This window comes from Bacillus sp. DB-2 (genome assembly GCF_003315125.1).
Classification (GTDB): Bacteria; Bacillota; Bacilli; order Bacillales; family Bacillaceae_G; genus Bacillus_A; species Bacillus_A mycoides.
This window is the reverse complement of record NZ_QNRN01000008.1, coordinates 134,245-159,620: the sequence shown is the minus strand read 5'-3', so window position 1 is coordinate 159,620 and position 25,376 is coordinate 134,245. Positions and strand designations below refer to the sequence as shown.

General features: G+C 34.3%; 24 protein-coding genes and 1 riboswitch. Of the genes, 10 read left to right on the top strand and 14 right to left on the bottom strand.

Annotated features, from left to right (window positions below):
- Positions 1 to 112 precede the first annotated feature (112 nt).
- Positions 113 to 766: a diguanylate cyclase domain-containing protein gene (locus DET63_RS15635; RefSeq protein WP_113937174.1), complete on the bottom strand. Its 654-nt coding sequence runs from the start codon at positions 764 to 766 to the stop codon at positions 113 to 115.
- Between the two features lie 161 nt (positions 767 to 927).
- Here DET63_RS15635 and DET63_RS15630 point away from each other — a divergent pair, with 161 nt between their 5' ends.
- Positions 928 to 1,161, top strand: coding sequence for a phage holin (locus DET63_RS15630; protein ID WP_002014824.1), 234 nt, complete (start codon positions 928 to 930; stop codon positions 1,159 to 1,161).
- 31 nt (positions 1,162 to 1,192) lie between these two features.
- Here the strand turns inward: DET63_RS15630 and DET63_RS15625 are convergent, their stop codons facing one another.
- Positions 1,193 to 1,693: a hypothetical protein gene (locus DET63_RS15625; RefSeq protein WP_113937173.1), complete on the bottom strand. Its 501-nt coding sequence runs from the start codon at positions 1,691 to 1,693 to the stop codon at positions 1,193 to 1,195.
- Between the two features lie 550 nt (positions 1,694 to 2,243).
- On the opposite strand from DET63_RS15625, the gene DET63_RS15620 reads away from it, so the two are divergent.
- The 3 genes from DET63_RS15620 to metE all read left to right on the top strand — a co-directional run bounded on the left by DET63_RS15620 (position 2,244) and on the right by metE (position 7,262).
- Positions 2,244 to 3,785 carry an MDR family MFS transporter gene (locus tag DET63_RS15620; protein ID WP_113937172.1) on the top strand — a complete coding sequence of 514 codons (1,542 nt, stop codon included), beginning with the start codon at positions 2,244 to 2,246 and terminating at the stop codon, positions 3,783 to 3,785.
- Between the two features lie 91 nt (positions 3,786 to 3,876).
- The gene (locus DET63_RS15615) at positions 3,877 to 4,434 is read left to right on the top strand and encodes a PadR family transcriptional regulator (protein ID WP_113937171.1); all 558 of its coding nucleotides are present in this window, start codon (positions 3,877 to 3,879) and stop codon (positions 4,432 to 4,434) included.
- A gap of 221 nt (positions 4,435 to 4,655) precedes the next feature.
- Positions 4,656 to 4,843, top strand: a riboswitch (cobalamin riboswitch).
- Between the two features lie 130 nt (positions 4,844 to 4,973).
- Positions 4,974 to 7,262 (top strand): 5-methyltetrahydropteroyltriglutamate--homocysteine S-methyltransferase, encoded by a 2,289-nt coding sequence (gene metE, locus DET63_RS15610; RefSeq protein WP_113937170.1) that lies wholly within the window; start codon positions 4,974 to 4,976, stop codon positions 7,260 to 7,262.
- A gap of 40 nt (positions 7,263 to 7,302) precedes the next feature.
- On the opposite strand, the gene comJ is transcribed toward metE, so the two are convergent.
- Positions 7,303 to 7,692 carry a competence protein ComJ gene (gene comJ, locus DET63_RS15605; protein ID WP_002088359.1) on the bottom strand — a complete coding sequence of 130 codons (390 nt, stop codon included), beginning with the start codon at positions 7,690 to 7,692 and terminating at the stop codon, positions 7,303 to 7,305.
- 39 nt (positions 7,693 to 7,731) lie between these two features.
- The gene (gene nucA / locus DET63_RS15600) at positions 7,732 to 8,166 is read right to left on the bottom strand and encodes a DNA-entry nuclease (RefSeq protein WP_002014817.1); all 435 of its coding nucleotides are present in this window, start codon (positions 8,164 to 8,166) and stop codon (positions 7,732 to 7,734) included.
- A gap of 236 nt (positions 8,167 to 8,402) precedes the next feature.
- Here nucA and DET63_RS15595 point away from each other — a divergent pair, with 236 nt between their 5' ends.
- Positions 8,403 to 9,146, top strand: a complete 744-nt coding sequence (locus tag DET63_RS15595; RefSeq protein WP_002014816.1) for a DUF3967 domain-containing protein — start codon at positions 8,403 to 8,405, stop codon at positions 9,144 to 9,146.
- 58 nt (positions 9,147 to 9,204) lie between these two features.
- On the opposite strand, the gene DET63_RS15590 is transcribed toward DET63_RS15595, so the two are convergent.
- Positions 9,205 to 10,479, bottom strand: coding sequence for a sensor histidine kinase (locus DET63_RS15590; protein ID WP_113937169.1), 1,275 nt, complete (start codon positions 10,477 to 10,479; stop codon positions 9,205 to 9,207).
- A gap of 309 nt (positions 10,480 to 10,788) precedes the next feature.
- Here DET63_RS15590 and DET63_RS15585 point away from each other — a divergent pair, with 309 nt between their 5' ends.
- Positions 10,789 to 10,989: a hypothetical protein gene (locus DET63_RS15585; protein WP_000929276.1), complete on the top strand. Its 201-nt coding sequence runs from the start codon at positions 10,789 to 10,791 to the stop codon at positions 10,987 to 10,989.
- A 234-nt stretch (positions 10,990 to 11,223) separates the two neighbouring features.
- The gene (locus tag DET63_RS15580) at positions 11,224 to 12,387 is read left to right on the top strand and encodes an aminotransferase A (protein ID WP_113937168.1); all 1,164 of its coding nucleotides are present in this window, start codon (positions 11,224 to 11,226) and stop codon (positions 12,385 to 12,387) included.
- A 4-nt stretch (positions 12,388 to 12,391) separates the two neighbouring features.
- Here DET63_RS15580 and malR read toward each other — a convergent pair whose 3' ends face one another.
- From malR to DET63_RS15560, 4 genes are all read right to left on the bottom strand, one after another.
- On the bottom strand, positions 12,392 to 13,423 hold the full coding sequence (gene malR / locus DET63_RS15575) for a maltose operon transcriptional repressor MalR (RefSeq protein WP_113937167.1): 1,032 nt from the start codon (positions 13,421 to 13,423) through the stop codon (positions 12,392 to 12,394).
- Positions 13,424 to 13,705: 282 nt separating this feature from the next.
- Positions 13,706 to 14,548 (bottom strand): maltosaccharide ABC transporter permease MalD, encoded by an 843-nt coding sequence (malD, locus tag DET63_RS15570; RefSeq protein ID WP_002088365.1) that lies wholly within the window; start codon positions 14,546 to 14,548, stop codon positions 13,706 to 13,708.
- The gene (gene malC, locus DET63_RS15565) at positions 14,549 to 15,850 is read right to left on the bottom strand and encodes a maltosaccharide ABC transporter permease MalC (RefSeq protein ID WP_113937166.1); all 1,302 of its coding nucleotides are present in this window, start codon (positions 15,848 to 15,850) and stop codon (positions 14,549 to 14,551) included.
- A 64-nt stretch (positions 15,851 to 15,914) separates the two neighbouring features.
- On the bottom strand, positions 15,915 to 17,174 hold the full coding sequence (locus DET63_RS15560; RefSeq protein WP_113937165.1) for an extracellular solute-binding protein: 1,260 nt from the start codon (positions 17,172 to 17,174) through the stop codon (positions 15,915 to 15,917).
- Between the two features lie 325 nt (positions 17,175 to 17,499).
- Here DET63_RS15560 and DET63_RS15555 point away from each other — a divergent pair, with 325 nt between their 5' ends.
- A complete protein-coding gene (locus DET63_RS15555; protein WP_113937164.1) occupies positions 17,500 to 19,260 on the top strand; it encodes an alpha-glycosidase in 1,761 nt (586 codons plus the stop codon).
- A gap of 38 nt (positions 19,261 to 19,298) precedes the next feature.
- Here the strand turns inward: DET63_RS15555 and malL are convergent, their stop codons facing one another.
- Positions 19,299 to 20,975 (bottom strand): oligo-1,6-glucosidase, encoded by a 1,677-nt coding sequence (gene malL, locus DET63_RS15550; protein ID WP_142675683.1) that lies wholly within the window; start codon positions 20,973 to 20,975, stop codon positions 19,299 to 19,301.
- A gap of 277 nt (positions 20,976 to 21,252) precedes the next feature.
- Between malL and DET63_RS15545 the strand changes: the two genes are divergently transcribed.
- Positions 21,253 to 22,353, top strand: a complete 1,101-nt coding sequence (locus DET63_RS15545) for an ABC transporter ATP-binding protein (protein ID WP_113937162.1) — start codon at positions 21,253 to 21,255, stop codon at positions 22,351 to 22,353.
- 226 nt (positions 22,354 to 22,579) lie between these two features.
- Here DET63_RS15545 and DET63_RS15540 read toward each other — a convergent pair whose 3' ends face one another.
- From DET63_RS15540 to DET63_RS15530, 3 genes are all read right to left on the bottom strand, one after another.
- Complete coding sequence (locus DET63_RS15540) at positions 22,580 to 23,089, bottom strand: SDR family NAD(P)-dependent oxidoreductase (protein ID WP_000218424.1); 510 nt, start codon at positions 23,087 to 23,089, stop codon at positions 22,580 to 22,582.
- 65 nt (positions 23,090 to 23,154) lie between these two features.
- Positions 23,155 to 23,253 carry a hypothetical protein gene (locus DET63_RS15535; RefSeq protein WP_002142992.1) on the bottom strand — a complete coding sequence of 33 codons (99 nt, stop codon included), beginning with the start codon at positions 23,251 to 23,253 and terminating at the stop codon, positions 23,155 to 23,157.
- A gap of 297 nt (positions 23,254 to 23,550) precedes the next feature.
- Complete coding sequence (locus tag DET63_RS15530; RefSeq protein WP_002014800.1) at positions 23,551 to 24,006, bottom strand: RDD family protein; 456 nt, start codon at positions 24,004 to 24,006, stop codon at positions 23,551 to 23,553.
- A 131-nt stretch (positions 24,007 to 24,137) separates the two neighbouring features.
- Here DET63_RS15530 and DET63_RS15525 point away from each other — a divergent pair, with 131 nt between their 5' ends.
- On the top strand, positions 24,138 to 24,569 hold the full coding sequence (locus DET63_RS15525; protein WP_002033805.1) for a DUF3997 domain-containing protein: 432 nt from the start codon (positions 24,138 to 24,140) through the stop codon (positions 24,567 to 24,569).
- 44 nt (positions 24,570 to 24,613) lie between these two features.
- Here the strand turns inward: DET63_RS15525 and DET63_RS15520 are convergent, their stop codons facing one another.
- A complete protein-coding gene (locus DET63_RS15520; RefSeq protein WP_002066932.1) occupies positions 24,614 to 25,372 on the bottom strand; it encodes a hypothetical protein in 759 nt (252 codons plus the stop codon).
- Positions 25,373 to 25,376: the final 4 nt, after the last annotated feature.

Sequence of the window (25,376 nt, the reverse complement as noted above, 5' to 3'; positions counted from 1 at the left end):
CTGATTTCATATATTTTTAAAGACTTTTGTTACAAAAAAAAGTTTTCTTGTAACAAAAGACAAAAAAATGTTACAAAAAATTCTTTATATCATACTTCTTCAAATCAAAGTTTCATTCATAACTTTGCAAGTTTCTATAATTATACAATTGATTTTGTGCCTTTCTAAACAAATCTTCAAAAGTTTTCCCTTCTATAGGATAACTTGCAGCCCCAAATAATAGTGTGACACTTAATAAATCATTCGCTATTTCATTTTGAATATTTTTGATCAATCGACTTGTTATTGTTGACTTTTCATAGCCATTATCAACAGCTACGATAACATATTTATTTTCATCCCACCTCGTAACTACATCACCTTTTCGAACTGTCTTTACAATTGTACGTTCTACTCTTTGGACTAGCTCATCTAACTTTTTTTCTTGCACTGTGTCTTTTAATACATCCCATTCTTTTACGGAAAGAATATACACTGTAATATTACGAGAATCTCTTTCTGATAAAGCAGCTACTTTTCCAAAAAAATCAACGACAAAATCGTTATTTGTCATTCCTCCTATTTCAATATTTACACGCGTATTCGTTCTTTTATCGTACCAATGTCCAAAATAATAGCTTAGTATCATTTGCAATATATAAATAATAAAGACGGTTAAAAATGATCGCGAATCTAGCTTAGCAATTACATCCTGAAGTGCAATCCATTCTGTAACCGCAACTGTGTTCCCAAGTAATAATCCACTAATTTTCCCTTTATGTTTCATACTCTCCCCCTTTTATACCAATATATGTTTCTATAACAATAATGTTTTTCTATAAAATAAAAAATGTACATATTTAATGTACATTTCTACTTAAGCTTGTATACCTTTTCTATTTTATTTCATATATATACTATATATCGTTTTAGGAAGGAGTGACCTATATGCCTCAAAAAGAAAATCTATTAGATATTATGCGCTTACTAGCTGGCTTTTTGTTATCATTAAAATTACTATTTAACTCTTTCGGAATAAACTTCATTACAAACGATCAAATTGACGCTATAGTAAATGTTATTTCATTTCTATTCATTCTATATTTTGGATACAAAAATAACTATATTGGAAAAAAGGGAGTGGAACAAAAGAAATTACTCAAGAAGCACAATCTTCATTAAAGAAGGAACCTTTCGCACAGGTTCCTTCTTATCATTTTCTCACAACCACTTCATTTGTTTGTAGCGGTCCATATGATACACCTTTATATTGAAATGTATATGTAGCCTGAAATAATGAATTGGGAGGAGCTTTATCTTTATTTGCTTTTATTTGACAAATTAATTCTACCTTTTCATTCGGTGATAAATTATCGATTCGCCACCTTACAAGCTGAAATAAAAACTCACTTATTCCCTTATCTGCTTTTAAAGAGTTTGGGATATACGCGAAATAATCACGAATCATATGACTTACAACTACTCGCGAAATCATTTCAACGCCTTTATTTTCAACTTCAAGTCGAATAATTAGTATGTCATTAACATCATAGATCATCTCATACGAAAATTTTTCTTTATACATACTACGGATTTGCAATGTGACTGCTACATCGGATGCTTCCCTGCCCTTTTTAGAACCATCAATCCACAAAACCGGCTGTAACGGTATAGAATACCTTCCTTGATCCGAAATTCGTTTCCATATTTTCATAATATATTCACCTCATTCCAGATATATCATCTATACAACTGTATTCTGCCTCTCGATGCAATAAACTACACTTAGAAAAAATATTTAGCTTGTTACAAACCATATTAAATTTTTCTTTTCCTTTTATCCTATTCGACAATATAAAGAAAAAACCATTTTTAATAGGTTGACACAGGTTATACTTTATTAAATATTTTTTTACAATTTCCTTCCTTGACTACATAACAAAATAAAGTCTTACCTCTCTCTTTTGGTCAATATAATAAAGTGAAACTTTAATCAGTGGGGTGTCCATCCCCCACTGATTATTATCTTTCACCAATCGAGCTTTAACGGGCAGTTAAAGCGGGATAAAATAATTTGGCGATAGAAAACATTTGCCTTTTAGTCAAATTTGACTATAATATAATCTATGATTTCCATTCTTTATATCATGTAGGCTCAATTTTTATAAATAAAGAGGAAATGAAACAAACTACACACAAAGATTTTTCATGCACTGCATCTAAAAACTTAAGTTAGTGTAATTTTTATTAAAGGAGGGCTACTTTTGGAAGCACAACTATCAAAAAACGAAGCAAGTAAAACAAAATTTGTTGTTGCTGGTTTACTACTTGGTATTCTCATGGCAGCAATGGATAACACAATAGTCGCAACTGCGATGGCAACAATCGTTGGAGACTTAGGAGGGTTCGACAAATTCGTTTGGGTCACATCTGCATATATGGTAGCAACAATGGCCGGTATGCCTATTTTCGGTAAGCTATCTGATATGTACGGACGGAAACGCTTTTTTATTGGTGGACTAATTCTTTTCTTATTCGGTTCTGCACTTTGCGGGACAGCAACAAGTATTGAACAACTAAGTATTTATAGAGCCATTCAAGGAATTGGCGGTGGCGCTCTGATGCCTATCGCATTTACAATTATGTATGATATATTCCCACCTGAAAAACGAGGGAAAATGACAGGTCTATTTGGTGCTGTTTTCGGAACATCCAGTGTTTTCGGGCCTTTATTAGGTGCTTACATTACAGATTATATAAGCTGGCACTGGGTCTTCTATATTAATATTCCATTAGGACTTATTTCCTTCTTCTTCATTACTAAATACTACAACGAGTCTCTAGAATACCGAAAACAAAAAATTGACTGGGCTGGTGCTATTACACTTGTCGTTAGTATCGTTTGCTTAATGTTTGCCCTGGAACTTGGCGGTAAAGAATATGCATGGGACTCTAATATGATTATTGGTTTATTTTCAACTGTTGTTACTACGCTTATTATCTTCTTCTTCGTAGAAAGAAACGCAACAGAGCCTATTATTTCTTTCCATTTATTTAAAAAACCTTTATTTGCAGCTAGCCAAGGTGTTGCCTTTTTCTATGGTGCCGCTTTTATCATCTGTACAGTTTATATTCCAATCTTCGTTCAAGGTGTTCTCGGTGGTTCAGCCTCAAATGCTGGATTGATTTTGACACCTATGATGGTAGGATCTGTAATCGGAAGTCAAGCTGGCGGACAATTAGCTTCACGAACAAGTTATCGTAACATCATGATAGCATCCGGAGTGTTCTTCGTTCTTGGTATTTATTTACTAAGTACTTTAACAATGGAAACACCTCGTACACTTGTAACAACGTTTATGGTGCTTGCTGGACTTGGAGTTGGATTCTCCTTCTCAGTTTTAAGTATGGCATCTATCCACAAACTAGAAATGAGAGATCGCGGTTCTGCTACATCAACGAACTCATTCTTCCGTTCACTTGGAATGACCCTTGGTGTAACGATTTTCGGTACAATTCAAAATCATGTTTTCACTGATAAATTAAAAGCAGTCTTCCCACCTGAACTAGCAAAAATGGCTCCTAAAGGTGGAGACACAAGCTTTTTATTATCACCAAATGCCGCTGACAAACTACCTCCTGAAGTACTGAGTGGTATTAAGGATGCTCTTGCAACATCTATTGCCAATACATTTTTCTGGGCACTTATCCCAGCTGTACTAAGTATAATTTGTATTTTATTTATGGGAAATGAACGTCTTTTAACAGGTCCGAAAACGAAGCAAAAACAAAAACAAGTAAGCTAATACAGAAAAATGAAACGGTATATCCCTTTATGAAAGAGGATATACCGTTTATAATATATATAAAGTTTCTATATACAGGAGTTGAGACAGCATGAGCATGAAGTTAGTCATTCTCGGCTTGTTACTCGAAGGAGATAAGCATCCATATGAAGTTCAACATATAATGAAAGAACGACAAATGGATTGTTATATTAAATATGCCAAAGGATCGCTATACTATGCCTTCGAGCAATTAGAAAAACAAGGTGCGATTAGCGTTACCCATATTGTTCGAGATACGAATAGACCAGATAAAAAAATCTTCCATATAACAGGAGAAGGAAAAGCCCTTTTCCACACTTTATTATTAAAACAATTTGAAGCGAAAAATCAAATATATAAACCTATTTATTCTGCGCTCTCTTTCGCTCACTTTAGCGACGAACAAGAACTAGTTCCTATTTTGGAAAAAAAGAGAGATGATACAATGCTATATTTACATACAATGCAAACGATATACGATCATAACAAACAACTAGTCCCTCGTGCTCAACTATATATTCTACAAAGCGTAATTGAGCATATTAACGTTGAGTTACGTTGGCTAAACACACTCTTACAAGATGCTGCTGTAGGTCGTCTTTCAGAAATAGGTGTAGATAATGATTAAGTTTTTCTAGAAGAGGTGCCTCCTCTTCTAGAAAAACTTAACACTATAATTATTCCTCGCAACTCAAAATACCCTCATTTTAATAATAAATAAACACCAAAAAACTTAATCTTCCGAATAAAAAGAAATAAAAACTTTAGAATTTTCTTATTTTAAAACAGTGGACAAAATTCCGAAAATTGTGTTAGAATTTGTTTCAATATCATATCGCTTGTTAAATTCCTTTCAAAAGGAAAATAGGTACACGAATATTTCACTTCGTGTTTAAAAGGGAAGTTTGGTGAAACTCCAACACGGTCCCGCCACTGTAAATGCTGAGATTTCTTTTTTGTGCCACTGTGAAAACGGGAAGGTGAAAGAAATTATATGAAGCATAAGTCAGGATACCTGCCTATTTTAACAACACTGATAGACTCACGGATGATGATGAGGTGTTAAGAACAAAAAGGAAGGCTTATTTTTCTATGCCTTTATGCTTTTTGTTATAGGTATTTCCGAGTAAACGGAAATGCTTACTTTCAATTAGGGAGGAATTTAAAATGGCAATTCAAACAAGTAACTTAGGTTATCCACGTATCGGACTACAACGAGAGTGGAAAAAAACATTGGAAGCTTTTTGGTCCAATAAAATTGATGAAGAACAATTTTTAACGACAATGAAAGAAATTCGCCTTCAACACGTCAAAGTACAGCAAGAAAAGGGAATTGAATTAATTCCAGTTGGCGATTTTACATATTATGACCACGTTCTGGATACGGCCTACATGTTAGGATTCATCCCTTCACGTTTTTCAGAGTTTACCTCTTACCTTGATGTATATTTTGCAATGGCACGCGGCTCTAAAGATCACGTTGCTTCTGAAATGACAAAATGGTTTAACACAAACTATCATTACATTGTTCCTGAATATGAAGAAGGATTACAAATCTCTTTAAAAGACAATCGTCCTCTTCGTTTATATGAAGAAGCGAAAAAAGAGTTAGGCGTTGATGGAAAACCAGTTATTTTAGGCCCTTATACATTCCTAAAACTAGCAAAAGGTTATAACGAAGAGCAATTTGCCACTATTTTAAAAGAGCTAGTTGCACCTTATGTACAACTATTCTCTGAATTACACGCAGCTGGAGCACAAATTATTCAAGTTGACGAACCAATCTTCGCATCTTTAACAAAAGATGAAATTAATCAAGCGAAAGAACTTTACGAAGCTATTCATAAAGAGGTTCCAAATGCTAATCTTCTTCTACAAACATATTTTGATAGTGTAGAAGAGAACTATGAAGAAATTATTACATTCCCTGTTTCCGGTATTGGATTAGACTTTGTTCATGGCAAAGAAGGTAATGTAAATGCTATTTCAAAATACGGATTCCCAGCTGATAAAATTTTAGCTATCGGTTGTATAGATGGCCGTAACATTTGGAGAGCTGATCTTGATGATGTACTTTCTTTATTTACAACATTACAAAATCAAATCACAGCAAAAGGTTTAATTGTTCAACCTTCTTGTAGCTTATTGCATACTCCAATTGATAAAACGGAAGAAACGCACTTAACAAGTGAATTATTTGATGCACTTGCATTTGCTAATCAAAAATTAGAAGAACTAGTCCTTATCCATTCTGCTCTTACTAAAGGTGTAGAAAGCATCAGTAGCGATTTAACAACATATCGTAATGCACATCATGCAATCCGCTCATCAGCTGCACGTAATCGTGAAGATGTAAAAGTGGCACGTACATCACTTAAAGAAGATGATTTCTCACGTCCTCTTCCATTTGAAAAACGATATGAACTACAGCAAGTAGCTTTAAAATTACCGTTGTTACCAACAACAACTATTGGTAGCTTCCCGCAAACATCTGAAGTTCGTCAAACACGTAAACAGTGGCGTAACGGCGATATTACAAATGAACAATATAATCAATTCATTGAAAAAGAAACTGCAAAGTGGATTCGTTACCAAGAAGATATTGGTCTTGATGTACTAGTACATGGTGAATTCGAAAGAACTGACATGGTGGAATATTTTGGAGAAAGACTTGCTGGTTTCTCCTTTACTAAAAACGGATGGGTACAATCATACGGTTCTCGTTGCGTAAAACCACCTGTTATTTATGGTGATGTTGCCTTTATAAGTGGAATGACTATTAAAGAAACTGTATATGCACAAAGCTTAACAGAGAAAGTAGTAAAAGGTATGCTAACTGGACCTGTCACTATTTTAAATTGGTCATTCGTTCGAAATGATATTTCAAGAAAAGAAGTTTCATATCAAATTGCATTAGCACTTCGTCATGAAATTGAATTACTTGAATCTTCCGGAATTAGAGTAATCCAAGTCGATGAACCTGCACTTCGTGAAGGTATGCCGTTAAAAGAAAAAGATTGGGATGCATACATTACATGGGCAGTTCAATCATTCCTTTTAGCAACATCTTCTGTAGAAAATGAAACACAAATTCATACTCATATGTGTTATAGTAACTTCGAAGATATTGTAGATGCAATTCGAGCGTTAGACGCAGATGTTATTTCTATCGAAACATCAAGAAGTCATGGAGAATTTATTAATACATTAAAGCATACAACATATGAAAAAGGAATTGGTCTAGGGGTATATGATATTCATAGCCCACGTGTCCCAAGTAAAGATGAAATGTTCACAATCGTAGAACAATCTTTACAAGTATGTGACCCTAAATATTTCTGGATTAATCCAGACTGTGGTTTAAAAACACGAAGAACTGAGGAAGTTATACCTGCTTTAGAGCACATGGTTCAGGCAGCAAAAGACGCTCGTTCTCTCCTAAAAACAAACGCATAATAAAAAACGTGTTATCCTTCAAAAAGGATAACACGTTTTTTTATTCTACACTCTCAAAATAGAAGTCGTATTGTACTTTATACAATTCATCGTCTGATGGCTCTTCAAGAGGAGTTGCCTGCAAGACTATCATATATTCCCCGTTCGGAATAGGAATATGATATTTATTAGAAAGAATACTTGTTATATATACTTCTTCATTCTTCACTGTGAAAGGAACTGATATCGTTCTAACCACTTCTTCTTTCTCAATATGATTTCCACAAGTAACTTCCACTTCACAAGTATAGTCAGAGATTGCTTCAAAAATAATAGCTCCATCCACCTCAGCATAGCCTCTTTCAAAATCTTCAGGAGTCCAATCTACATAAGGCTGCTGACCATCATAGTTCATTATCATTAATTGCGAATATGAAATTGTTAATTCCATAACTATCCCTCTCCTCCACTATGAAATGTATGCCAATTACTATTTCACTTCAAATTTCACACGCGTACCATCTGGATATTTGTCTAGCTTATTCCCTACCCAAGAACCTGCACCGCGGTTATCTGCTGGACTTATATATTCAATATGAGCTCCTTTTCCGCCTTCCTTACACATCGCCATCGGCCATTCATCACGATCATAACCTTTCTTCGTCGGATATGGCGCTAACGATAATTTCCTTCTATCCGCTGCACCATTACGATCAATTGTACACATTTCCGAATGTCCTTCTTTTATAGCATCCGTTATATGTTTCCCGGTCTCTGGATATCGTTCTTTCGGGAACTCTAGAATTTGATCATACGTAGTTGTTTTTTTAGTACTTGTCTCCTCTGGCACAAGTACTTCATATACCGCTACCAAAAGAGAAAGAATTGCAATAATTGAAATGATAATACCTTTAAATTGCTTCATGTGTACCTCCGTGTTCCTACCAATTTCTTTTCCTCAGTTATTATAACAAACTTCTTCTATGTATGTTTTCAGACATTATTTTAGCTCTTCCTCTCCATTCCGCCAAAAACATTCATTTTTCTTCATCTTTTCACTAATGCTGTAGAAAACTAATAACCTTCCGACATTCTTTTTCAAAGGAAGTCCTCATAAAAGGTTGAAATGATATATACGATACTTTTTGGGGAGGAACTATCATGGAAGCTATTTATAAAACGAAAGATGTTACAAATAAAACAGGTATCCCAAAACATATAGTCCGAAAATATAGCCAACTCTTAGAGGAACACGGTTATATCATTTCAAAAACAGCTGATGCTCGTATTTATAAATTGGATGATTTAAAACTATTGAAATCTATACATGAAAGAGCTGCTACATTACAAGAGGACATTTCAGAAACAATACCTATTATTTTAAAAGAAAAAGAAGCCCCACCTGTACCTGTTATTCAAGATAAACAAGAAGTGCAACCAAAAGAAGATGGGCGTAACTTTGAGGAGTTCATGCTAAAACTTGAAATGCTTGCTCAATTAAATGAAGCAATTATTCATCAAAACTCTACTCTCATTACACAAAATCGTTTAAAAGACGAGAAATTAGATGAACTAATGCAACAAGTTTATGTAAAAGAAGGCTCACAAGAAAAAATGTTACAAGATCTAGTTGTTCACGCCGCTCAAACAGATGCACTCCAAAAAGAAAAGATGGACTTATTAATGAATCATATGTATAAGCGAGAATCCAAACAAGAAGAAAAAATGAATAAACTTGTCAATCAAATTTACAATAAAGACAGCAACCGTGATACACAACTTATGCAAGTTATTCGTGAAATTCAAGAAACAAAAAGATTAGTCGCCGCCTCAAAAGAGCAAAGCTTCTTTCAATCATTTAAAAGTTTATTCGTTCGAACAAAACAAGAAAAAATAAATGAATGAAATTTTGTAACTTTTTCTAATGCACGAAAAATAAAAAGTTACCTTCTATCGGTAACTTTTATTCCTTATATCGTACAGCTGGCAATATAATAATAGCTTCAGTTCCTTTTCCGCTTTCACTTTTATATTCCAATGTGCCATTATGCGCTTGTAAAATACTAAATGTTACCATAAGGCCTAATCCTGTTCCTTTTTCTTTTAAAGAATAATACGGTTGTCCAAGCCTTACTAACTGTTCTTTTGTCATTCCAACACCACTATCTTTAACTCTTATTATTATCAATTCATCTTTTTGAATAGCTGTTACTTTTAAATACCCTTTGTTTCCTTGAATTGCTTCAATACCGTTTTTAACAACATTCATAATAGCTTGCTTCAATTTCGTCTTATCGCCGATAGTATAAAGGCTCTCAGAAATCTCAACTTGCAAATAAACGCCCTGCATCGCTGCAAATGATGACATAAGAGTTGTCATTTCAATTAATTGTGCTGATAAACAAATATGTTCTTTTTTTTCAATTTGAGGCCTTGCTAAATTTAAATAATCTGAAATAATCTGTTCAGCACGATCCAGTTCAGCTAATACGAGACGCATATAATCTTTGTTTTTTACGTCTTCCGTACTCTCTAGCAATTGAATAAACCCTCGTACAACAGTGAGAGGGTTTCGAACTTCATGTGCAACACTTGCAGCTAACTCACTTACAATATTAAGTTTTTCTGATTTTTGCATTTCTGTACGCAATAATGCATTTTCGTTTAAATACTCAGTCAAATACACTTGAAATACCATTGTCATAACCATAATAAGTGATGCAAATATATACCCACTATATAGATTAGATATGTACGGTGTAAAACCTGTTTCTAAAAGGACATTCAACATCCCGACTACTAATGAAACAAGAACATAAAATGATGCAATCATAAAAGCTAATATTAGCTTCTTATCTCTTGAAAAAAGAGACCATTTCTTTGACAAAAATAATGGAATTATCGAAAGAAATATAACTTCTACCATAGGCAACCAACTAAGCCCCTTAAAAATCCATTCATATGCAACATAAATAATGGCAGGGATGAGCCCAACAATCCCACCATATAAAAAACCACTAACAATCGGGACTGGATGAAAATTGTATCCGCAAACGGAACCAAAACAAATAGAGTATGTCATGGAGAGAACGAGTGTAACGCTAGATAAAAACATAATAAAGTAGCGATTAGGCTTCGGAAGCATTCCTTGATAACGATTTAAACGAATCGCTTCATATAAAAATAGTGGTAAAATAATGATGGCAATTTGGATCATTAAATCACGAATCAGCTCCATAGCCTCTCATCCCCTATATGTATTTTGATATGATTATATCATTTTATAAGTCTATTTGTTTTAAAATTTTGATTTTTCTTAACATATTTGTTAATTATTTGTTAACAACTAATAATAAATGTTACAAATTTCCGAAATGATTGTAAACCCTGTACCAAATTTCCTTCGTGCAGTATACAATGAATACGGATTACAAAGAAAATAAAAAACACTTCACTAGACGGACAACTATCGCAAAATACAGCATATAATCCATACTATCTATGTTTACAAATAAGTGATCATTACTTTAGTAGGAGGAAGATAAATATGGCGGGTACTACGCTTGTTTTAAAAGAAGAAAATTTGGTTGTGCTAGAAAACGTTGAAAAATCCGTATACGAAGAATTGCAACATAAAGCAGGGGATGAAGACTGTACATGTGCTGTAAATGAATCCGTTGTCCATCTTGGCAAAGTATCTTCCGTACTTTGGAACGAAGATGAAATAGATTGGGAATACGGTTATTAAAAAGTCGCTTGCAGCGGCTTTTTTTGTGTTTATGCTTAAGTGAAACTTTAATTAACTCACACAGCTTATACTCTTATAGACATTTGAATCCTCACATAATTTCTTACTTCCACTGAATTTTAAGATACGATTCTTATCTTTCACAAATAGCGGGGGGAATTTTATAAACAAAGCGTAATAGTTGAAAATATGATAAAATGAACTTAATTTTCAAACGGAAGAAAGGGAGATACAATGGAACAATTCATTAATCCTAGAGTGAAGGACATCCAAATTTCTGGAATCCGTCAGTTCTCTAATATGATTCAAAACTATGATAATCTTATCTCTTTAACAATTGGGCAACCCGATTTCCCTACACCTTCTCTAGTAAAAGAAGCAGCTAAACGGGCCATTACAGAAAATTATACAAGCTATACACATAACGCTGGTTTACTAGAATTACGCGAAGCAGCTTGTAACTTTGTAAAGGATTGCTATGATTTACATTATTCACCTGAAAACGAAACCATTGTTACAATCGGTGCTAGTGAAGCGATTGATGTTACATTCCGAACTATTTTAGAACCAGGAACGGAAGTAATTTTGCCTGCTCCTATTTATCCTGGTTACGAGCCGATTATTCGACTATGCGGTGCAACTCCTATTTTTATAGATGTTCGTGAAACTGGATTTCGTTTAACAGCTGAAGCTCTGCGAAATGCAATTACAGAACGAACAAGATGCGTCGTTTTACCGTATCCTTCTAATCCAACTGGTGTTACCTTATCAAAAGAAGAATTAGAAGATATTGTATCTATCTTAAAAGATAAAAATATTTTCGTTCTTTCTGATGAAATTTATAGTGAACTTGTATATGAAGAAAAACACACATCTATCGCTCATTTCCCAGAAATGCGTGATAAGACGATTGTCATTAACGGCTTATCAAAATCACATTCTATGACCGGCTGGCGTATCGGACTTTTATTTGCTCCAGAATATTTAGCAAAACACATATTAAAAGTTCATCAATACAATGTTACATGTGCTACTTCAATCGCTCAGTATGCTGCAATCGAAGCTTTAACAGCTGCTAAAGATGCCCCGAAGATGATGCGCTATCAATACAAAAAACGCCGTGATTACGTGTATAATAGACTCATTCAAATGGGTTTAACGGTTGAGAAGCCAACAGGTGCATTTTATTTATTCCCATATGTTGGACATTTAACATCTTCATCATTTGATTTTGCACTTGATCTTGTAAAAGAAGCTGGGCTAGCCGTTGTTCCTGGAACCGCATTTTCCGAATACGGTGAAGGCTACCTTCGCCTTTCCTATGCTTATAGTATCGAAACTTTAAAAGAAGGCTGTGACCGTTTAGAAGCCTTTCTAAAGAAAAAAGCTAAGAGTTAAACTCTTAGCTTTTTGTTGCATAATAATCACAAGTTTGACGCTTCAATAATTTATGCGGAATAATAATGCATTTTGAAGTAGATTCAGAATGCTCCACCTTATCAACTAAAGCTTTTGCCGCTTCATACCCTAATTGATAAATATTCACATCAACTGTCGAAAGTGGTGGACTAGCAATTTCTGATAATAAAGCATTGTTAAAGCTTACAATCGAAACATCTTTCGGTACAACAAATCCTTTTTTAGAAAGCGCACTTAACACGCCAAGTCCAATTAAATCATCCGTTGCCATAATTGCCGTCGGTGGTTGCTTTAGTCCCATTAATTCCTCAACGGCCTGTTGACCACTCTCTCTTGAAAAATCAAAGTGTAAAATATACTCTTTCGGCAATAGAATATCTGCTAGTTTCAAAGCATCACTCATCCCCGCCAAACGATCTCTCGTTACAAGTAAATCTGATCCACCGCCGATGAATGCGATTTGTTTATGGCCTAATGAAATCAAATATTCCGCTACTTCTCTTGCAGCTGTATAATTGTCATTATCTACATATGTAATTTCATCTTTTCGATCATATGGTTTTCCAATTAAAACAAACGGGAAGTTTTGGTCATGCAAGTATTGAATAATCCGATCGTTCTCTCTTGAATATAAAAGAATAATACCACCGATTTGACGCCCTTGTACCATTTTTACAACACCATTAAAAATTTCATCTTCCGTTTCACCAGTCGACATATAAAGCGCATACCCTTCCACATGTGCAAATGAACTAATTCCTCTTATAACTTCTGGGAAAAACGGATTTTGAAAAGCTTTACTTGCAGAACTCGGCATAACAAGACCAAGTGTCTTCGTCGTTTGGTTCGCAAGGTTTCTTGCATTTAAATTTGGATGATACCCTAATTCACTCATTACTTTTCGAACACGGCGCTTTGTCTTTTCACTTATACTTGGATTATCAGCAATTACACGAGAAACAGTTGATGGTGCTACGTTCGCCTTCTTCGCCACATCTTTAATTGTAACTGTCATAAAAATCCCCTCCTTTCACTTCTCTGCCATTTTCATATATTTTATCTTGCACCCGTTGCAAGTCATAGGAGAAGTCATAAACTGTCATTTATTTATTCTATCTTGCAAAACTTATCATATTCTCCCTCTCCATGTATTGTAAGGGATATAGCTCTTTTTTCCTATACTATAATATACTATTTATTTCACTTCTTTTCATATGCGATGTCAAATCTCTTTTCATCTCTCTATAATTTTTTTATAGAGAGATGAAAAGAAAAATGGGACATAATGTCCCATTTCTCATCCTTTCGTACCTCCAGCTGTTAAACCAGAAATAAAGTATTTTTGTAGTGATAAGAATAAAATCGAAATCGGGATTGCAATTAATACTGAACCCGCTGCAAACGTCGTAAATTCATTACCAAATTTTTTCGCTACCATTTCATATAATCCAACTGCTAAAGTGTAATTTTCCGGCGTGCGTAAAATAATACTTGCTAAAATGAAATCTGTAAATGGACCGATGAAAGTGAATAATGCTACAACCGCTACGATTGGCTTTGCAAGCGGCATAATGATTTGCCAAAAAATACGGAAGTGTCCTGCTCCATCCATGCGGGCTGACTCATCCAACTCTTTCGGAATCGTATCAAAATACCCTTTCATAAGCCAAGTATTCATTGGAATTGCTCCACCTACATAAATTAAAATTAATGCAAGATGTGTATCAATTAATCCTGTTAACTGCGCTAATACATATAGTGCGATTAACGCTGCAAAGTTCGGAATCATTTGTAGAATTAAAAATGTTAATAAACCATTTTTTCTTCCGACAAAACGATATCTCGAAAATGCATAAGCAGTAAAGCTAATTGCTAACACCGAAAAAATCATCGTCATAACACTAACTTTTAACGTATTTTTATACCAAAGTAAGTAATTACTTGAATCAAGATCAAGTAGCTTACGATAATGATCTAACGTAGCATTTTTTGGAATAATGCTAGAACCAGACAAACTATCTCCTGGATTAAACGATGAACCAATAATCCATAGTAATGGATAGAAAATAATCGCACACATTATGAAGATAACCAAATAACTTAATGAAAGACGTAACATCTTTTGTCGTTTAATATTCATTTACATCATATCCTCTTCTTGGAATGATTTTGTTCTCTTAAATTGCCATAACGCAACTGTAATAACGATTAACGATAAAATCATTGTAAGAGCTGCTGCTTTTCCGTACTGCGCTGAAGTCATCGTTAACTTATAAATCCATGAAATTAAAATATCCGTTCCACCTGCATCTTGCCCCGCTACAGCAGGACCTCCGCCGTTAAATAGATAAATGATACTAAAGTTATTAAAGTTAAACGTATATTGTGTAATTAAAATTGGTGCTGTTGCGTATAAAACAAGTGGCAATGTAATTTTGCGGAACTGTTGCCAAGCAGTTGCTCCATCTACTGTAGCAGCTTCATATAATTCTCCTGGAATCGATTGCAATATACCTGTTGTCATTGCAAAGACGAATGGGAAACCGAGCCACGTTTGGATCATAATTAAAGCAATCTTCGCCCAAAACGGATCTGTCATCCAAGCAATCTTTTCAATCCCGAATAAAGCTAATACTTGATTATTAATTGCTCCAAATGTTTCATTAAACATACCCGAGAAGACAAGAATAGATACGAATGCTGGAACAGCCCACGGTAAAATGAAGATTGTTCGAATAATTGCCTTACCTTTAATACCAGGCTGATTTACGATAATTGCTAAGAAAATACCAAGTGCAACTTGTAATGTTGTTGCAACAAATGTCCAAATGACAGTCCAAGAAAATACACTTAAAAATGTCTCTCTCCACATTGGTAATGTGAAAATATCAATAAAGTTTTTAAAGCCCACCCAATCTACTAATTTAGCTGGAGGAGAGTGATATAAGTCATAATTCGTAAATCCAATTAAAATTACAAAAATGATTGGAAATACAACTACAAAGATAAGTAATAGAAATCCTGGTGAAACCATTAAATATGGAAAACCTTGATCTAATAAGTTACGGTATTGCTCTTTTACTGAGTTTAATGGTGTTCCTATATCACGTTTCTTCCCATTTTGGTATGCATCATATAAGTTAAATCCATATATTCCTAGTCCAAACACTATGACGATAAGTGCCAAAATTCCTTCTACTAATAGAAAGACAGAATGGTCACGTGGAACTTCTGTACCGAGTGTTACAATTCCCCATAATCCCATATTTAATAAATCAGCAAATGCTACAATAAATGAACCTGTTAATACTAGAAAAATAAGGCCTTTTACAAATTGTTTATTATACATTTGGCCTATGCCTGGAATGATTGATAACATGGTTGCCATTTTCCTATGTTTTGAACCTTTTAAGCCGTTTGCTGGTTCCATAGATGTTTGCATGTTCCTTCCCCCTTTTTTCTGGGAGAGAATTCGTGCCTCTTATAGTAGAGGCACGAATTTCACCTTATTTTTTCTTACTATGATTTGCCTCAATATTTCCTTTAATTTGTTTCACTGCACTATCAAGAGCGGATTTTGGTGCCTCTTTATCTGTAACAACTAACTGAAGCGCGTCTCCAGCTGGTTTCCATACTTCTTGCATTTCTGGAATATTCGGCATTGGAATTCCATTTTCTGATTGAGTTGCAACTGCTTTTGCAGCTTCATTATCTTTAATAATTGGATCTTCCATTACTGATTTTACTGGAGGAATCTCTTTTGTCTTCTCAAATCTAATTTTTGCGTTTTCTTCATTTGTTACCCACTCAGTGAATTTTGTAGCTAAATCATTTTGTTTAGAGAAGCTTGTTACATGCCATCCTTTTACCCCAACAAATGTTTTCATCGGTTGACCATTTGGTAATTTTGGCATTGGAGCAACACCATAATCAATTCCGTTCTTTTCCATCGCCTGGAACGCCCACGGTCCGTTCATAATAGATGCTGCTTTTCCTTCATTGAATAATCCATCAGCAGCAGGGCCACCAGACTCACCGATAATACCTTTCGGGAATAACTTTTCTTTGTACCATTTTTGAAGATATTCAGCCCCTTGTACTGCTCCGCTATTATTTAATCCAACATCACTTGCATTTGGCTTTCCGTCTTTCTCACCAAATACATATCCGCCCATACCTGCCATAAACGCGTTAGCAAAGTAGAAGTTATCTCCTAATGTTAAAAATCCGTACTTGCCATCCTTCGTAAAGTCTTTTGAGAAGTTAAATAGCTCGTCCATCGTTTCTGGAGCTTTTTGCATTAATTTTTTATTGTAAATAAAAATTGGTGTTTCAATTGCTTTTGGTAAACCATATAATTTCCCGTTGTATGTTTGTGCCTTTATTGATAAGTCAGTAAATTTACTCTTCACAGCATCATCTGCTTTTACTTCAGAAAGTAAGCCCTCTGTTACTGCATTTCCGATTTGATCGTGTGGCAATGTTACAACATCTGGTCCCGTCCCCGCTGGTCCATCAAGACGTAACTTTTTCACTTGATCTGTCATTTGCATTTCAACAACTTTAACTTTTACTTTATATTTTTCCTCAAAGCTTTTCACTGCTGGTTCTAAACCAACACCTTTTTTATCATCTTCCCAAACGAGAAGATCATAATCTTTCTTCTCTTTACTTGCTTCTTTTTTCCCTGAATCTTTCGGTCCACATGCAGATAACATACCGATTGACAATGCTGAAATCGTTAATAGTGATAATGCTTTCTTCATCCCAAAAAACCTCCCTAAATTGTCTATGTACTTCAGAAGTTGAAAACGTTTGCATTGAATGGTTTAATAGAAGCGCAAACAATATCTCAATCTATGAAAACGTTTGCGCTATTTGTCTATCATTATACATTCTTTTATTCATTTTGCAAATATTAATTTTCAAAATAATCTCCTCATACTCTTTATTCATTGACTTTACATAAAATGAATACTACTCTTATAAGCAATATTAAAGTTATGTTAAAGGAAATCGTTTGCAACATAATCTTTATTATTTCATTTTAGGTAACAATATATATAGAGATATTAAAGGGGGATTTTCTATATGCTTAAAGAAGCGATCTATCATAGGCCAAAAGATAATTATGCATACGCTTACAACGAAAAAACAATTCACATCCGAATACACACAAAAAGAGATGATGTTCACAGCGCCGCCCTCATCTACGGTGATCCGTATGAATGGCAAGATGGGAAATGGATTACTGCGAGTACACCTATGAAAAAAACCGGATCTACTGATTTATTTGATTATTGGTCGGTTTCAATCGAGCCGAAATTTAAACGCTTACGATATGGATTCGAATTAAAAAACGACGTAGACACTCTTATTTATACAGAAAGAGGATTTTTTTCTAACATTCCAAATGACGATGTCGGTAACTTTTTCTGCTTTCCATTCATTCATGCAAAAGACGTTTTCAGAGCACCATCCTGGATTAAAGACACAGTATGGTATCAAATTTTCCCGGAACGATTCGCTAACGGGGATAACACATTAAATCCGGCAAACACCCTCCCTTGGGGAAGTACCGAACCAACTCCAACTAATTTTTTCGGCGGAGATTTTGCTGGTATTATTCAAAACCTTGATTACCTTGTGAAGCTTGGAATTTCCGGAATATATTTCACTCCTATTTTCAAAGCTCATTCGAATCATAAATATGACACAATTGATTACATGGAAATCGATCCACAATTTGGGACGAAAGAAACTTTCAAAGAACTCGTTCAGGCGTGTCATAAACATGGTATAAAAGTAATGCTCGACGCTGTTTTTAATCATAGCGGGTACTTCTTTGATAAATTTCAAGACGTGCTGGAACAAGGTGAAAATTCCGCCTATAAAGATTGGTTCCATATTCATGAATTTCCAATTATAACCGAGCCACTTCCTAACTATGATACTTTCGCATTTACACCATATATGCCTAAATTAAATACGGCACATCCAGATGTAAAAGAATATTTACTTGAAGTAGGTCGTTATTGGGTAAGGGAATTCCATATAGATGGTTGGCGCCTTGATGTAGCAAATGAAGTCGATCACAGTTTTTGGAGAGAATTCCGAAGTGAAATAAAAGCATTGAATCCTGAAGTATATATTTTAGGCGAAATTTGGCACGATGCACTCCCATGGCTACAAGGTGATCAATTTGATGCTGTAATGAGCTATCCGGTTACAAACGCTCTACTTTCTTACTTTGCTAACGAGTCCATTAATTCAAGTGAATTTATGAAACAAATTACAGATTCTCTACATTCCTACTCTATGAATGTAAATGAAGCAGCATTTCATTTATTAGACAGTCATGACACACCTAGAATTTTAGCAACATGTAATGGGGATAAAAATAAGTTAAAGTTACTCTATGTATTTCACCTTTCTTTCATCGGTTCTCCTTGTATTTATTACGGCGATGAAATCGGTATGGATGGTGGAATGGACCCTGGCTGTCGCAAATGCATGATATGGGATGAAAAAGAACAGGATACTCTTTTATTTACACATATACAAACATTAATTTCATTACGGAAACAACATAAAGCATTTGGAGGAAACGGTATTTTTCAATTCATTGAGGCAAATGATGAACATAATTATATTTCTTATACAAAAACATATGAAGATGAAACTATCTTTTTCGTTTTAAATCCTACTAACAGTGAAGTTACAACTTCACTCCCTCTTCATATTACCAGGAAGAAAATAATTAACATTTATACAAACGAAGAATTTTCAGCGGAAGCAAGTGTATTACAAGTTACACTTCCACCGTATGGATTCTCTATTTTAAAATGGTAATAGTAAAAGCCTTATGCCAGGGTGGCATAAGGCTTTTCTTATTTCAATTTAAATACCATTGCTTCATACGGTCGTAATGTAATGTTTTCTATCAATACATTTTCTACATCATAATTGTGTATTAATAACTCTGCTTCACTATAAATAATGTCCTCAGGCAATTCAAATACACATTCCTCTGCAGTAAAGTTTGCAATCACCAGAAGCTTTTCTTCTCCATATGTTCTTACATAAGCAAAAATAGAAGGGTTATTTTCTAGTATTAAATCATATGTTCCATACACAACTATTTCATTGTTTTTACGTAACTCAATCAATTTTTTATAGTAATAAAAAATTGATTCTTCGTCTTGGATCGCCTGTTTCACATTAATCTCTTTGTAGTTAGGATTTACCGCAATCCAAGGCTCACCCGTTGTGAATCCAGCATGTTCTCTATCATCCCACTGCATCGGAGTTCTAGCATTATCTCGGCCCTTTATATATATAGACTGCATCACTTTATCTATATCTTCGCCGCGCTCTATAACTTTTTCTTTATACATATTTAGTGTTTCAATATCTCGGTATTCATCAATTGATTCAAACCGAACATTGGTCATTCCGATTTCTTCTCCTTGATAAATATATGGTGTCCCTTTCATCATATGAAGTACTGTCGCTAACATTTTCGCTGATTCAGTATGATAAGCTCCATCATTACCAAAACGAGATACAACGCGAGGCTGGTCATGGTTATTCCAATAAAGGCTATTCCATCCTGTTTGTTCTAATGCTTTTTGCCACTTTGTTAAATTTTGTTTCAAAGTAAGAAGTGAGCATGGTTTTACATCCCATTTCCCGCCTTCTCCGGAATCTAAATCCATATGTTCAAATTGGAATACCATTTGCAGTTCTTTTCTAGCTTCCCCTGTATACAATTTAGCCTCTTCTGTCGTTACACCAGGCATTTCCCCAACCGTCATAATGTCATACTGAGACAATACGTCTTCATTCATTTCATGCAAATACTTATGAATATTCGGACCGTTCATAAAATGTTTATGCCCTGAAACATATCCTTTTTCATCCGTTTCAACAGATGGTAGGCCATCTTCTTTAGAAATAAAATTAATAACATCCATACGGAACCCATCAATTCCTTTTTCTAACCAAAACTTCATCATGTCATAAACATCTTGTCTTACCTTTTCATTATCCCAGTTTAAATCTGGCTGTTTTTTAGAAAACAGATGCAAATAATATTCATCTGTCATTTCATCATATTGCCATGCAGAGCCACTAAATGCTGCTCCCCAGTTATTCGGCTCTTTCCCTTCATTTCCAGGACGCCATATATAATAGTCTCTATATTTATTATCTTTCGATTTACATGATTCAATAAACCAATTATGTTCATCTGAAGTATGATTAACAACTAAGTCCATCATAAGTTTCATATTACGTTTATGCATTTCATGTAATAGTTCATCCCAATCTTCCATTGTTCCGAACTCATTCATAATTTTACAATAATCACTTATATCGTAACCATTATCATCGTTTGGAGATTCATAGACTGGTGATAACCAAATTACATCAATACCTAATTCTTTTAAGTAATCTAGCTTCGCAAGAATACCACGAAGATCACCTATACCATCACCGTTACTATCCATAAAACTACGAGGATAAATTTGATATACTACACTTTCTTTCCACCATTGTTTTTCCATTATGCTACCCCATTTCATCTATACTATTGATTCTTTTTTCTTTTTTTAAGGCGCAAACGTTTTCATTACTGAATGATAACAGATTCTATCCAAATTTAAAATAGCGCTTACAATATTTATTTTCTTTTTCTAATAAAACATGTGGAACTTATTATATATTCATAGGAATAATGAAAACGTTTTATTTTTTTATAGTGTTTTTATTTCTTTTTTGAATCTATTCGTTTATAATAAATTCAAAGAAAACGTTTGCATAAACTTTCTAGGGGGAAATATCATGGCAGAACTTAAATTAGAAAATATTTATAAAATATATGATAATAACGTAACAGCCGTAACAGATTTTAATTTACACATTCAAGATAAAGAATTTATCGTATTCGTTGGTCCTTCTGGCTGCGGAAAATCTACAACACTACGAATGGTAGCTGGGCTTGAAGATATTTCAAAAGGAGAATTTTCAATTGATGGTAAGCTAATGAACGATGTTCCTCCAAAAGATCGAGATATCGCAATGGTCTTCCAAAACTACGCTCTTTATCCACATATGAGTGTGTATGATAATATGGCATTTGGATTAAAACTTCGAAAAATACCAAAAGATGAAATCGACCGTCGAGTGAAACATGCAGCTCAAATTTTAGGGCTTGAACAATATTTAGATAGAAAACCGAAAGCTTTATCAGGTGGACAACGTCAACGTGTTGCATTAGGTAGAGCAATTGTTCGAGACGCAAAAGTCTTCTTAATGGATGAACCATTATCAAACTTAGACGCTAAACTACGTGTTGCAATGCGATCAGAAATTTCTAAATTACACCACCGCCTTGGCACAACGACAATTTATGTAACACATGATCAAACTGAGGCAATGACAATGGCTTCACGCCTTGTTGTTATGAAAGACGGCAAAATCCAACAAATTGGAACTCCAAAAGAAGTATATGAAACACCTGAAAATATTTTCGTTGGTGGTTTTATCGGTTCACCCGCAATGAATTTCTTCCGTGGAAAATTAACTGAAACCGATTTCGTTATAGACAGTTCACTAAAGTTTAAAGTATCTGAAGGAAAAATGAAGTTATTACGCGAACAAGGCTATGTAAATAAAGAAATTGTTTTAGGTATTCGTCCAGAAGATATTCATGATGAACTATTATTTTTAGAAGCTTCACAATCTACTACTTTCACAACGAAAATTGAAGTTGCAGAGTTGTTAGGGGCTGAATCCATTTTATATATGAAACTTGGAGATCAAGATTTTGCAGCACGTGTTGATGCAAGACATGCATTTTCACCTGGAGATCAAATTAAACTAGCATTTGATATGAATAAAGCGCATTTCTTTGATAGTCAAACTGAACAACGTATTCGCTAAGTATACATGCAAATACAACACTTTCTTTTTTAGGTAGAAAAGAGAACCTAGCCATGCATAGAAACGGTCAGATCCTCTTCCTACCCCGTGCCAAATTAAAACAAAAAAATAGTGGGTACGAAATCACTTGTATTCTGTATAGTTGCTACTTATACGATAAGAAATTAGAATGGCTGAAAATACACACAAAAAAACCGTCCACATATTTTGAGGGCGGTTTTCATTATTATACGAGGGCTTCTACTGTATGAAATGATTGTCCTTTCGTGCCAATAATACCGAAAATCGGTAAGTCACTCAGCACCACTTCTTCTTGCTGTTTCATAAAAGATGACGTTAATTGTTTTATCTCTATCCAAACGTCATTAATACAAAGTACATTGGAATCGTTCTCTTGTTGGCGAGAAAAAATAGAATCTATTTTATATAAACCAGCATTTTGAAAAAGCATATCAATGCGACTAAATGCATTCAAAGTAATACTGATAACGCGTTGCCAATCTCCTTGCTTTCCCATATCATAGGATACAAAAAGTGCTTCTCCGCCTAGATTCGTAATTTCCTCCACTGTTGCTTGTCCACTTTCTTGATCAATGTCCGTCACAATTACTTTTGCGCCTTGTTTAGCCAACAAAAGAGCTGTATTACGTCCAATACCGATGCCACCGCCAGTTACGATAGCAACTTTCCCTGCAAGCTTCATTTTCATTACCCCTTCTATAAGTCTTACCGTCATTCAGTATACTCTTTTATTATATTAGTCCGCAAGCAGGAAAAGTTTACTCCACAACTTGTAAGCGATTACTTTTCTGTTTCTTTTTTTTTCTTACTATTATATTGATCGAAGGTTAAACCAATAAAAATAAGAATCCCCCAAAATATTAAGCTACCTCCAGTCATTCTAAATCCCCCTTTGTTATATAACGATATTATTTATATCCATTATACCATTCTCTTAATTTTCAATCTATTTAAAACGAAAATAGGATGTTTGAATTAGCTACAGCTTCTTTAAACATCCATCAATAATATGGAGGGTATTATATAGGAAATATCCGCCCTATATCAATTCCATTTATCTAATTTTCCAAAAAAAAGATAATGATGAAATTTTTCACGAAATTAAAAATAAGACTTTTTATATACAAACGATAAAAAGTCTTATTTCATTAGTAGCACGTATAATCTAAATATTAATTATACAAGACTCATCACTTTCGTCTTTGCAATTAAATCATGGAAGCCACAATTATCTTTGCGGAATAACATCATATATACATTGCATATTAATGGAACTCCAAGTAATAATATGCTTGGTAATAATAATACCAAAAATCGTATTATTAATGTTTGTAACGTTAGTTTTTCACTTGTTAACGAGATTATTTTTGTTCTTGTTACCTTTTTACCAAGTGTAGAACCGTTCCAAAGAAAAGGTAACACAATAAAATTTATAGCCATTAATACGAAAACAAGTGTAAGGTCATATCTATAGTCACCTAAACTTATATTAAAACGATTGAAAATAGCACTATAGTTTCCGGTAATAATAGCTACTACTGCACCGTACGTAACCGAGATTAAAAACATGTCAATAAGGGAAGCACCTATGCGATTCATTACAAGCGCTGGACGATGCATCTTTAACTTCATTTTGTGTCGACTCCTTCATATCCTTCTTTACCCGTCTCATCGTACCACTTCTAAAAAACATTGTAAACTGGCGTTTCGCTTACTTTTCTTGTACAATGTGTTACAACAGCACTGTAAAGGAGGTTCCCATATTGAAAAGATGGATAATCCTATTTGCCGCACTCTTATTAACAGGTTGTACAGGCAATACAAACCATTTGACCTATACAATTAACGATGAATATGAACTCATACATACTTCTGGAGATGCATTTGAACTTTTCCCATCGCAGGATGCTGTATATGCTACACAATACATCCCTGCAAAAATTACAGAAATTGCTTGGGACGATAAATACATTATCACAAAGCAAATTGAGGAAAAATCAGATCCAAATAATCCTGACGCAGCAATTACAAATAAAAAAAGTGAACATTATTGGATCATCGATGTAAAGCATAATAAACGATTTGGTCCTTATAATGAAAAACAATTTAACGAGCAAAAAGATGCTTTTAAAATTACAGTGCCTTTTCAAAGTGTAGATTCATATGTGAAAGAGCTAAAAAAACAGTCAGCATAACTTTTTATGCTGACTGTTTTTGCTTAAATTATTATAAAGACACTTTATTTAGAGAGTGAAATATTAAAAGTTTGCGGTTCTTTAACAGCTTCATTTGTGTCTCCTGCTGCTAAATCATCTGTCGTAAACTTAATATCCTTTACTTTTTCTTTTCCATCATCAAGTATTAAACCGATAATTCCTTCTCGTGTCTCACCAGGCCTATAATCTTCCCTTGAAACACTCTTTGTACCAACGAGCGTATCTTCATCATATAAAAAGTTTTGAGTCGCTACATTAAAATGTTGTTTGTCATTTATAGCAACATCATTCATAGAGAAAAATTGCATGTTCTTATCTCCACTATTCTCTACCTTATATGTAATTTCAACATACCGAATCGTATCGCTAATCTCTGTCCCACTTAACGATGCATATAATTCAGCATCTTCTTGACTCACTTTATCTCCCAATCTACGCTTTACTTCTTCAGGAGTTAATGCAGTATACACTTTCAATGTATTTTTTGCCTCTTTGCTCATTTGTGATAATGAGATAACTTTAACGTCTTGTACGTGAATTTTCATTGGGGCTACTTCAAATGTCTGATTCACAGAATGAATCTGTTCTAATTCAAATGTCCCCCACCCTTTTTCTTTCACTTTTTGTCCTACTTTTTTAAGCTCACGCCCACCATACTCTTTTGTTTCTGGAATAGATTCTTTCTTTTTAGGTTCTGCCTTCTTTTCTTCTTGCTGGAAGCAACCACTTAACATAAGAAGAAAACTGCATAAAACAAAAATACTTTTCCATGCTTTCATCATTTAA